The sequence below is a fragment of the Enterobacter cloacae complex sp. P1B genome, from assembly GCF_014982345.1.
Classification (GTDB): Bacteria; Pseudomonadota; Gammaproteobacteria; order Enterobacterales; family Enterobacteriaceae; genus Enterobacter; species Enterobacter bugandensis.
Window position 1 is genome coordinate 319,304 of the sequence record NZ_JADCLF010000016.1, and the last position, 7,523, is coordinate 326,826.

Annotated in this window: 6 protein-coding genes and 1 tRNA gene; 1 reads left to right on the forward strand and 6 read right to left on the reverse strand. The window is 56.7% G+C overall.

Features of this window, described 5'->3' with window-relative positions:
• Window positions 1–321: 321 nt before the first annotated feature.
• From lnt to miaB, 5 genes are all read right to left on the reverse strand, one after another.
• Window positions 322–1,860: an apolipoprotein N-acyltransferase gene (gene lnt / locus INF77_RS20345; RefSeq protein ID WP_045630864.1), complete on the reverse strand. Its 1,539-nt coding sequence runs from the start codon at window positions 1,858–1,860 to the stop codon at window positions 322–324.
• 5 nt (window positions 1,861–1,865) lie between these two features.
• On the reverse strand, window positions 1,866–2,744 hold the full coding sequence (corC, locus tag INF77_RS20350) for a CNNM family magnesium/cobalt transport protein CorC (RefSeq protein WP_150143070.1): 879 nt from the start codon (window positions 2,742–2,744) through the stop codon (window positions 1,866–1,868).
• 84 nt (window positions 2,745–2,828) lie between these two features.
• Window positions 2,829–3,296, reverse strand: coding sequence for an rRNA maturation RNase YbeY (gene ybeY / locus INF77_RS20355; protein WP_003858677.1), 468 nt, complete (start codon window positions 3,294–3,296; stop codon window positions 2,829–2,831).
• The gene (locus INF77_RS20360; RefSeq protein ID WP_028012349.1) at window positions 3,293–4,339 is read right to left on the reverse strand and encodes a PhoH family protein; all 1,047 of its coding nucleotides are present in this window, start codon (window positions 4,337–4,339) and stop codon (window positions 3,293–3,295) included. Before INF77_RS20360 ends, ybeY begins: the two co-directional genes overlap by 4 nt.
• A gap of 163 nt (window positions 4,340–4,502) precedes the next feature.
• Entirely contained in the window at window positions 4,503–5,927 is a 1,425-nt protein-coding gene (miaB, locus tag INF77_RS20365) for a tRNA (N6-isopentenyl adenosine(37)-C2)-methylthiotransferase MiaB (protein WP_193532225.1), read from the reverse strand.
• Window positions 5,928–6,062: 135 nt separating this feature from the next.
• On the opposite strand from miaB, the gene ubiF reads away from it, so the two are divergent.
• Entirely contained in the window at window positions 6,063–7,238 is a 1,176-nt protein-coding gene (gene ubiF / locus INF77_RS20370) for a 3-demethoxyubiquinol 3-hydroxylase (protein WP_193532226.1), read from the forward strand.
• Between the two features lie 108 nt (window positions 7,239–7,346).
• Here the strand turns inward: ubiF and INF77_RS20375 are convergent.
• Window positions 7,347–7,421: transfer RNA gene (locus INF77_RS20375), tRNA-Gln, on the reverse strand.
• Between the last annotated feature and the right edge of the window lie 102 nt (window positions 7,422–7,523).

Sequence of the window (7,523 nt, forward strand, 5' to 3'; positions counted from 1 at the left end):
TAGATACCCATTGTGATGTTGTTATATCTCGCGCAATGCGAGTGCAGTGTTATGCAAGCTTGTTAACATTTAGTCTGGCTTAATGTAAAGATTTTGCTGCGTTATTGTTTATTTTTGCGAAGCGCGCCGCACCATTCAGAGGCAATAATCTCCCGTTGCACCGTTTCGGTGCTAGCGACGATCTACACTGGTGCGACAAGGTTGCACGTTAAGCCAGACAGCGTTTACGTGAATAAATAAAGCAACAGGCGTGCCAGAATTGAAGATTGGGAGGAAATTGCCGGGTAAGGCGCAGCCGCCACCCGGCATCAGAAGGCAAGATTATTTATGACGCTGACGCAGGCTCATCAGCACGGCGCCAAAGCCGAACAGCGCGGTCAGGATCCACAGCGGCCAGTTGCCGGTGCGGGCGTACGGCGTCAGGCCCGTGGTTGGCGTGACTTTGGTTGTCAGCACTTCACGGGTGAACTGCGGGATCATGGCCTGGATTTCGCCCTGCGGGCCAATCACGGCGGTGATGCCGTTATTGGTGCTACGCAGCAGCGGACGCGCCAGCTCCAGAGAACGCATGCGCGCCATCTGGAAGTGCTGCCACGGACCAATCGATTTACCGAACCACGCATCGTTGGAGATGGTCAGCAGATAGTCGGTGTCCGGGCGGAAGTTATCGCGCACCTGCTCGCCGAGGATGATTTCGTAGCAGATGGCGGCCGTCAGGGCCAGACCGTGCGCGTGAAGCTGGGGCTGAACGTACGGACCGCGGCTGAAGGAGGACATCGGCAGGTCAAAGAACGGTGCCAGCGGACGCAAAATAGACTCCAGCGGCACAAATTCACCGAACGGCACGAGGTGGTTCTTGTTGTACCGGTCGGTGGAGTGGTAGCTGTATTCGCTGTCTTTGCCGAGCGTAATAATGGTGTTGTAGGTGTCGTAGCGGTTCTGCTGATTCAGGCGCGCATCAACAATGCCGGTAATCAGGGTGCTGCCGCGCGCCACCAGCAGATCGTTCATCATGTTGAGGAACGGCTGCTGGTTAATTTCCAGATCGGGAATAGCGGATTCTGGCCAGATAATCAGCTGCGATTTGCCCATCACCTCTTCGGTGGCGTTGGCGTAGATCTTCAGCGTGTTCAGCAACTCTTTTTCGTCCCACTTCATGGACTGCGGGATATTCCCCTGCACCATGGAAACCTGCATGGCGCGCTCGGGCTCGGGCGTGAACCACTGGATATAGCGCAGCGGGAAGGGCAGGGCGAACAGCACCAGGGCCACAGCCAGCGGCTTCCAGCCGCGCGTGACCAGCGCCAGTACCAGCAGGCCGCTCACCACCATCAGCAGGAAGTTAATGGCTTCAACGCCCATTACCGGTGCCAGACCTTTCAGCGGGCCGTCAATCTGGCTGTAGCCGAACTGCAGCCACGGGAAGCCGGTCAGCACCCAGCCGCGGAGGAACTCGGTAATCTGCCAGACCACTGGCGCGGCAATGGCGACACGCAGCCAGGTGGTTTTAGGCCACAGGCGAGAGAGAATCCCGGCGAACAGACCGGTATAGAGCGAGAGATAGGCGGCGAGCAGAACGACCAGGAAGACGTTAACCGGCCCCGGCATCCCGCCAAACTGTGCGATGCTGACGTAGACCCAGTTAATGCCGGAGCCAAATAGCCCCAGCCCCCAGAAGTAGCCGATCGCAGCGGCCTGTACCGGACGACGATTCAGGGTTAACCCCTGAAGCCCCATCAGGGAGAGAATGGCCGCGGGCCAGATATCGTAAGGAGAAAAAGCCAGCGTACCGCTGGCTCCGAGTAACAGCGCCAGCAGCAAACGGACGCGCTGGCGTTCAAGCAATGGGGCAAATGCCATTTACATTAATCTTCCAGTTTTGGCACCGGTGAATCGTCCGGCGTTCTGACGTGAACCTGTATAATACGTCGGCTGTCGGCCATTGCCACTTTGAACTGGTAACCGTCGATGTCAACGGTCTCACCGCGCGCCGGAAGATGGCCAAAGGCCTGCATCACCAGCCCGCCAATGGTATCGACCTCTTCATCGCTGAAGTGGGTACCGAAGGCGTCGTTGAAATCTTCAATCGAGGCCAGCGCGCGCACGGTCCAGGTGTGGCGGCTAAGCTGACGGAAGTCGATATCTTCTTCTTCGTCGTACTCGTCTTCGATTTCGCCCACGATCAGCTCAAGAATATCTTCGATCGTGACAAGACCTGAGACACCGCCGAATTCATCAATAACAATCGCCATGTGGTAACGCTGAGAGCGAAACTCTTTCAGCATCCGATCCACACGTTTACTTTCCGGCACGACCACGGCCTGGCGTAACACTTTTTCCATGCTGAAGGCTTCGGCATCGCTGCGCATAAACGGCAGCAGATCTTTGGCCATCAAAATCCCTTCGATGTGATCTTTATCTTCGCTGATGACCGGGAAACGCGAGTGGGCGGATTCGATGATCACATCGAGGCACTCGTCCAGCGTCTGGTTACGTTTCAGGGTGATCATCTGCGAGCGGGGGATCATGATGTCGCGGACGCGCTGTTCGGCAATGTCCATGACCCCTTCGAGCATTTCGCGCGTATCTTCGTCGATAAGGTCGTTCTGCCCGGAATCACGAATCAGCTCCAGCAGTTCATCACGGTTTTTCGGCTCGCCGTGGAAAAGCTGGTTCAGAATGAGGGAGAAAAATCCCTTTTTACTGGTTGTCGTGTCGCTACTGTGTGAATTGTCGTCGCTCATGGCGTTTGTTAAGGGTTCTCTTGTTAGTTCAACGTTAACCGCCGCGCTATGTCCCTGCGCGGCGGCATGGTAGTCAGTAACTGACTATTCTTTCTCGGCAATGTACGGATCCTCATAGCCCAGAGCAAGCATTATCTCTGTCTCAAGGGACTCCATCTCTTCCGCTTCGTCATCTTCAATGTGGTCGTAGCCCAGCAGGTGCAGGCTGCCATGTACCACCATATGCGCCCAGTGCGCTTCCAGCGGTTTCTGCTGCTCTTTGGCTTCCTGCTCAACCACCTGACGGCAGATGATCAGATCGCCCAGCAGCGGCATCTCAATACCCGGCGGCGCTTCGAACGGGAAAGAGAGCACGTTGGTTGGCTTATCTTTCCCGCGGTAGGTCAGGTTAAGCTCATGGCTTTCCGCTTCATCCACCAGGCGAATCGTGACTTCTGATTCTTCCTGAAACTGGGGGATTACCGCATCCAGCCATTTCTGAAACTGTGCCTCTTCTGGCATGCCGGAATTGTCTTCACATGCCAGCTGTAAATCGAGGATCACCTGACTCATTTCTGTTCTTGCTCCTGCGCTTCGCGCTTACGTTCCGCGGCCTGTTCGGCCCTGCGTTTTTGATCCGCCTCTTCCCAGGCTTCATAGGCGTTAACGATGCGCGCGACCACCGGGTGGCGAACGACGTCTTCACTGTGGAAGAAGTTAAAGCTAATTTCGTCTACCTCTGACAGCACCTCAATGGCGTGGCGCAGGCCTGATTTAGTGCTGCGCGGCAGGTCGATCTGGGTGACGTCACCGGTGATCACCGCTTTCGAGTTGAAGCCGATACGCGTCAGGAACATTTTCATCTGTTCGATGGTGGTGTTCTGGCTTTCATCGAGAATGATGAACGCATCGTTGAGCGTGCGGCCGCGCATGTAGGCGAGCGGGGCCACTTCGATCACGTTACGTTCGATTAGCTTCTCCACTTTCTCGAAGCCGAGCATCTCGAACAGCGCGTCGTACAGCGGGCGCAGGTAAGGGTCGACCTTCTGGCTCAGATCGCCGGGCAGGAAGCCGAGTTTTTCACCCGCTTCAACGGCGGGGCGGGTCAGCAGGATACGACGGATCTCCTGACGCTCCAGCGCATCCACCGCAGCGGCAACCGCCAGATAGGTTTTACCTGTACCCGCGGGACCCACGCCGAAGGTGATGTCATGGTCAAGAATATTGGCGATGTACTGCGCCTGGTTCGGCGTACGCGGCTTGATGACGCCACGCTTGGTCTTGATATTGATCGCCTTGCCGTAGTCCGGCACGCTTTCCGCGCTCTGCTCAAGCACGCGCGCCTCTTTAATGGCGAGGTGGATCTGTTCCGGCTCGATATCCTGAATTTCGCCGCGCATCGGGGCGGTATCGACATACAGGCTGCGCAGAATATCTGCTGCCGCGTTGACGCAGATAGGGCGTCCGGTGAGTTTGAAATGGTTATCGCGACGATTGATTTCGATACCCAGACGTCGCTCCAGTTGTTTGATGTTGTCATCAAACGGCCCGCACAGGCTCAGCAGGCGAGCGTTGTCTGCGGGCTCAAGGCTAATTTCACGCGTATCTATGTTCAAACTGTTCCTCTTTAATTGGTTAACTGACCCGCTGCCACACGGCGCAATAGAACGGTCATTACCGAAATTATTCACGCCACAGAATAAAGGCGCAAGCGTTGCGGTAGATATTGGGGGTGATGAGAGGAAATACAAGGCCTGCCGAAGAGACAGGCCTGAAGGATCAAGGCTGGTAAATCCCAACGCCAGAATCGTTTTCTTTGCGGGTACGAGAAATAACGGATTCCGGTGACTCGGCAATACGCAGGCCCATTTTGTCCTCGGTGCGTACCACCTTCGCGCGCAGCGAGTTGGTCAGCACTTCGACAATTTCGACGTCCACAAATTTACCGATCATGTCCGGGGTGCCTTCGAAGTTTACCACGCGGTTGTTCTCGGTACGACCGGACAGCTCCATGATGCTCTTACGGGATGTGCCTTCCACCAGAATGCGCTGGACGGTGCCGAGCATGCGGCGGCTCCAGGCGTTGGCCTGCTGGTTGATGCGTTCCTGAAGAATATACAGACGCTGCTTTTTCTCTTCTTCCGGCACGTCGTCAACCATGTCAGCCGCAGGCGTGCCAGGACGCGCTGAGAAGATGAAGCTGTAGCTGACGTCAAAGTTCACTTCACCGATGAGCTTCATGGTGCGCTCGAAGTCATCAGCGGTTTCGCCTGGGAAGCCGACGATAAAGTCAGAGCTAATCTGGATATCCGGGCGCGCTTCGCGCAGCTTGCGGATGGTGGATTTGTACTCCAGCACCGTATGCGGGCGGCCCATCAGGTTCAGCACGCGGTCAGATCCGCACTGAATCGGCAGGTGCAGGAAGCTCACCAGCTCTGGCGTATCGCGATAGACGTCAATGATGTCGTCGGTAAACTCCATCGGATGGCTGGTGGTAAAACGAATACGGTCGATGCCGTCAATCGCGGCTACCAGGCGCAGCAGTTCGGCAAAGCTGCCGGTGGTGCCGTCGTAGTTCTCGCCGCGCCAGGCGTTAACGTTCTGGCCCAGCAGGTTCACTTCGCGAACGCCCTGCGCGGCAAGCTGCGCAATTTCAAACAGAATGTCGTCCGCCGGGCGGCTGACCTCTTCACCGCGGGTGTAAGGCACCACGCAGTAGGTACAGTATTTGTTGCAGCCTTCCATGATCGAGACGAAGGCGGTCGGGCCATCGGCGCGCGGCTCTGGCAGACGGTCAAATTTCTCGATCTCCGGGAAGCTGACGTCAACGACCGGGCTACGGTTACCGCGAACCTGATTGATCATCTCCGGCAGGCGGTGCAGGGTCTGAGGACCAAAGACGATATCCACATAGGGGGCTCTCTGGCGGATCAGCTTACCTTCCTGCGATGCCACGCAGCCACCCACGCCAATGATCAGGTCCGGATTTTTCCGTTTAAGAAGCTTCCAGCGGCCTAACACATGAAAGACTTTTTCCTGTGCTTTTTCACGAATTGAACAGGTGTTCAGCAGCAGCACATCGGCTTCTTTCGCATTTTCAGTCAGCTGGTATCCGTGGGTGGTATCCAGCAGATCGGCCATCTTGGATGAATCGTATTCGTTCATCTGACAGCCCCAGGTTTTTATATGGAGTTTTTTAGTCATCGACTTGCTCAGCTCAGGATTGCAAGCCGCGTATTGTAATGCTTTGGTGGGGTTGTGACCAGTATGAAGGTTGTGTGTCTCAGGACCGCAAAAATCCGGTAAACTTAAGGGATTCTCCAATAAGGAAAATTGACCATGACACTCCAACACACCGAAGTTGCCGTTGTCGGCGGCGGTATGGTCGGCGGCGCGCTGGCGCTGGGGCTGGCGCAGCAGGGATTTGATGTAACCGTTATTGAACAGGCGGCTCCCCCGGCATTCGATCCCGCCAGCAAACCGGACGTGCGCATTTCCGCCATCAGCGCGGCGTCCGTCGATCTGTTGCGCGGCCTGGGCGTCTGGGAGGCGGTGCAGGCGATGCGCGCACACCCTTACAGCCGCCTTGAAACCTGGGAGTGGGAAAATGCCCACGTGTCGTTTGACGCCAGCGAGCTGAAGCTGCCGCGCCTGGGCTATATGGTGGAAAACAACGTGCTCCAGCTGGCGCTCTGGCAGGCGCTGGAGGCACATCCGAAGGTGACGCTGCGTATGCCTGCGTCACTTAAGACACTGCATCCTCATGAAAGCGGCTATTTGCTGACGCTCGACAGCGGCGATGAACTGGCCGTGAAGCTGGTCGTCGGGGCCGATGGCGCTAACTCGCAGGTCAGGGAGATGGCGGGTATTGGGGTTCATGCCTGGCAATATCAGCAATCCTGCATGTTAATCACCGTTCAGTGTGAGAATGCGCCGGGCGAAAGCACCTGGCAGCACTTTACGCCGAACGGCCCGCATGCATTCTTGCCGCTGTTTGATAACTGGGCTTCGCTGGTGTGGTACGACAAACCGGCGCGCATTCGCCAGCTGCAGGGGCTGTCGATGGAGCAGCTGCAGCGCGAGATCCTGCTTCACTTCCCGAGCCGCCTTGGCAACGTGACGCCAGTCACCGCAGGTGCATTCCCGCTCACGCGCCGTCATGCTTTACAGTATGCCCGAGAAGGGCTGGCGCTGGTGGGCGATGCGGCACACACTATCCACCCGCTGGCGGGGCAGGGAGTCAACCTTGGATACCGTGACGTCGATGCGTTACTGGACGTGCTGGGCAACGCACGCGCTCACGCGGAAGCCTGGGCCAGCCATCAGGTACTGAAGCGCTACCAGACGCGCCGTATGGCGGATAACTTCATCATGCAGTCAGGGATGGATCTGTTCTATGCCGGTTTCAGCAATGACCTGGCCCCGGTGCGCATTATGCGTAACATTGGCTTAATGGCGGCAGAGCGTGCCGGTGGGCTGAAGCGTCAGGCGCTGAAATACGCCCTCGGACTCTAATCTTAATTCCCTCTCCCCGTGTGAGAGGGGTAGGGGGAGGGCATCAGGCCGCACTATTCTGAGCAACAAAAACAAAAAAGCCCGCAGAGCGGGCTTGTTTGTTTTAAGTGGCTGGGGTGCAGGGATTCGAACCCCGGAATGCTGGTATCAGAAACCAGAGCCTTACCGCTTGGCGACACCCCAATTGCGTTAAACAGACTGCTTAACGACTTTTAAATTGGCTGGGGTACGAGGATTCGAACCTCGGAATGCCGGAATCAGAATCCGGTGCCTTACCGCTTGGCG